This is a genomic window from Azotobacter armeniacus, assembly GCF_054779355.1.
In genome coordinates, this window is record NZ_BAAGYK010000077.1 from 1 (window position 1) to 3,389 (window position 3,389).

Sequence of the window (3,389 nt, forward strand, 5' to 3'; positions counted from 1 at the left end):
ATGAGCTGGCTGGCCAAAACCCCGGAGCGGGTAGTTGCCTATTTCCAGCATGCGTCGGTGCGTTATGCCACTTAGATTGGGTATTTGATTGCCGGGTTAATAAGTGCATCAAGGTCGGTTGGCTGGTACAGACGCAAAGAAACGTGGGCGCTCGAGGGTATGTTTGCAAATTCTCCTTGTGGGATTCCGCGACAATTACCTTGTAAACGCCGTACGCAACGCTATAAAAAACCAATATAAAGGACGCTTTGGCATTCGCGATTATCCGTGTTCTCGAGGTCATTATCGAAGAGATATTCGAAGAATAGTAAGTACCTGAAAGAAAATTTTCCGGCATACTGAGCTTGAGTGATCCCCACAAAATCACCCCAACTCCTGCGCTTGCCGGTAGACCTCCCGCCGCAGGGCCAGCTCCAGGTCCCGCAGCCTCTCCCCGGAAATGCCTCCCGCATAAGTACGTGCATATTCCAGCCCCAGCCCCAGCCGCCACAGCGACAGCACGTGCTTGTCCTTGACGCTGTTGCTCTGGAAGCGCCGCTCGTGCCCCGCCTCCCGCGCCTCCCGCGCCTGCAGACCCAGCAGGCACAGCAGGCACAGCGCGTAGTTGGCCAGCACGGCAATCAGCAGCAGGATCTCGATGCGCCGCGGGCAGGTTGCTAGCCAGCAGCCAGGGCTCGCTCTCGCGCTGCGCCTTTTGCCGACTGCGCTAGTCCCGGGCCAGGGTTCCGGTGATGCGCCGGTGCTGGCGCCCCCGCGGCGCCTGTTTCACGGCGTACAGCCGGGTCGACCAGGGCCACCGAGCCGTTTCGGCGACGCCGAGGCCAGGGCATACAGGTCCTTCACCGGCTGCCAGGGCCGCCGGAAGCCGGTATCGGTTTTACACGTATCCCGGCTGAACCCCTTGTGAATACGCTTTCCTGAAATCGGAAATCCAGGTTTGGAAAAGTTTCACCAAACCAATCCTTCGAGTCACCTCTCAAACCCGTAATCACGGGCAAGCGCTAAAGCGGATCAGGAAGCTTCGGCAAGGTGCTGGCATCGCTCTCCAAGAGAGGCTTGGCGGCCAGCCCTCCAAAGGAAATCGTGGGGTCGATATAACGCATGGCTGATTTCATGTCCTTCCAGCCGACATAGCCCATCAGGCTCTTGAGATCCCAGCCATTGGCCGCGGCCCAGGTGGCAAAGCCACGGCGCAGCGAGTGACTGCTGTACGACTCGGCCGGTATCCCGGCGCGACGCAGGATTTGCCGCAGCAGGGCGATGAGGCTGTTGGGGTTGAGCCCGTCCTCGCCCAGGTTGCCCCAGCGGTCCAGGCGGCGGAACACCGGACCGCGTGTCAGATCGGCCAGGGCGATCCAGCCCAGATAGGCCTGCACCGGGCACAGCCGCTTCAGGGCCGGGGCGCGGTAGGTGGTGCCGAGGAAGTCGCGGTCGCTCTTGCTGCGCGGTAGGTAGATCTCCATGCCCACACCGGCCACAGCCTGGATCTGCTCGACGTCCAGGCGACACAGCTCGTCGCTGCGAAAGGCCCGCCAGAAGCCAATCAGCAGCAGCGCAGCGTCGCGCCGGCAGCGCAGCAAGGTGGCTGTGTCGCCCCGGGCGATGGCGTTGCTGGCTTCACCGTCTAGCCAGCCGATGGCCTGTTCCATGTGCTGCAGTGGCAGCGGTGCGGCCTGCTTTTCCCGCGCCGGATGCAGGGCACGGATGCCCTTGAGCACCTGGCGGACCACCGGTGCCTTGGTCGGGTCCGGGAAGCCCTGGCTGATATGCCATTGAGCCAGGGCGGCTAGGCGCAATTTCAGCGTGTTGAGCGACAGCTTGCCGGCATGGGCGGCCAGGTAGCGCGCTACGCTGTCGCCGGTCGCCGGCAGAAAGCCGCCCCAGCTCACCTCGAAATGCTCGATGGCCGCCTGATAGCTGCGCCGGGTGTTCTCCCGCGTGCCGGCCTGCAGGTAACGCTCAATATCACTCATTGCCCATCACCCGTACGGAAAACGCCATTCTCGCAGCTACCTTGGAGTATGTCAGTGGATAAACTTCAATTATCCAATCTTATAAATTTCCAAATTTCATATCCGCAATGGTGTAAATTTCAATGTAATTACATAATATGTAAAACAGTACGAAATAATCAGGAGAGCAGGGCCTATGGCACGGGGCGGCATCAATAAGGCACTAGTCATGCAGGCCCGCCGAGCGCTGCAGGCCCGCGGCGAACATCCCAGCATCGACGCGGTACGCATCGAACTGGGCAATACAGGTTCGAAGACCACTATTCACCGTTATCTGAAGGAGCTGGAGGAGAGCGAGACCGGGCAGGCCGAGAGTGGCGTCAGCTTGAGCGAAGAGCTGAGCCGGCTGGTCGCTGCCTTGGCGGAGAGATTGCAGGACGAAGCCAATGAGCTGGTCGAGCGGATGCGTGAGCGCTTTAATGAGGAGCGCACTCAATTGCAGGAACAGCTGCGGTTGATGGAGGAGGGGAGCCGGCAGTTGGAAGGACAAGTCACGGCGCTGACCGGGCAGTTGCAAGGGGAGATGGAGCTCCACCGGGAAGCCCGTGAACAGCTGCAGCAACTGCAGGTTGAGCAGGCACGCCTGCTCCAGGCCAATCAAGACCAAGCAGCACGACTGATGGAACGCGACGAGCAGATTCGCTCGCTGGAGGAGAAGCATCGGCACGGCCGTGAAGCCTTGGAGCACTATCGGCAGACCAGCAAGGAACAGCGCGAGCAGGAGCAGCGCCGCCACGAGACACAGCTGCAGCAGTTGCAAATGGAGCTTCGCCAGTTGCAGCAGAGCTTGGTGGTGAAGCAGGACGAACTGACCAGACTGAACCGTGACAATGAACGTCTGGCTACCGAAAACCGCCTGATCGTGAAAGAGCGGGACAACCTGCAGGACTCGATCACAGCGCAGAAGGAAGAGCTCGACACACTGCGTACAAAACTGAACCAGGCGTATGGCAGCCGGGATATCCTGCTGGAGCGTCTCGCTCTGCAGCAGAGCGAGATGGCCGAGCTGAGAGCGAGCCTGGCGAGTGAGCAGGGGAGGGCTCAAGATCTGCAGATCAGCTTGGTCGAGGCCACGACAAAGTTGAACCTCCTGCTACTGCAGACGACCGAGTCGGAGGCCATGGAGGAAGCGAAGAGCGCGCCAAGCTTGATCAAGGAGTAACCGAGCTGGCTTGTTGACAGTGCTTTTGTCAGTCTTATCTGATCGAAAGCGCTCCATGAACCCCATCTTCAACCGAGGTAAAGGCCCGCCGATGCTGTGCTCCCGATTTCCTTCTGGAGCCAGCCACCATGATGCGACCCGACGCCAAGGTCGAAAAGGTCTACCTCTATCCCAAGCCTGTCGATTTCCGAAAATCCATCGACGGCCTCGCCGCC

Annotated in this window: 2 protein-coding genes and 1 pseudogene; 1 reads left to right on the plus strand and 2 read right to left on the minus strand. The window is 60.1% G+C overall.

The features are described from left to right. Nucleotides 1–363: 363 nt before the first annotated feature. Both ACYVD0_RS12330 and ACYVD0_RS12335 read right to left on the minus strand, forming a co-directional pair. Nucleotides 364–894, minus strand: a pseudogene (locus ACYVD0_RS12330) (IS4 family transposase); the annotation flags it as partial. Between the two features lie 107 nt (nt 895–1,001). Next, nucleotides 1,002–1,973 carry a site-specific integrase gene (locus ACYVD0_RS12335; protein ID WP_460427082.1) on the minus strand — a complete coding sequence of 324 codons (972 nt, stop codon included), beginning with the start codon at nt 1,971–1,973 and terminating at the stop codon, nt 1,002–1,004. A 208-nt stretch (nt 1,974–2,181) separates the two neighbouring features. On the opposite strand from ACYVD0_RS12335, the gene ACYVD0_RS12340 reads away from it, so the two are divergent. Continuing rightward, on the plus strand, nt 2,182–3,174 hold the full coding sequence (locus tag ACYVD0_RS12340) for a DNA-binding protein (protein ID WP_460427083.1): 993 nt from the start codon (nt 2,182–2,184) through the stop codon (nt 3,172–3,174). Nucleotides 3,175–3,389 lie beyond the last annotated feature (215 nt).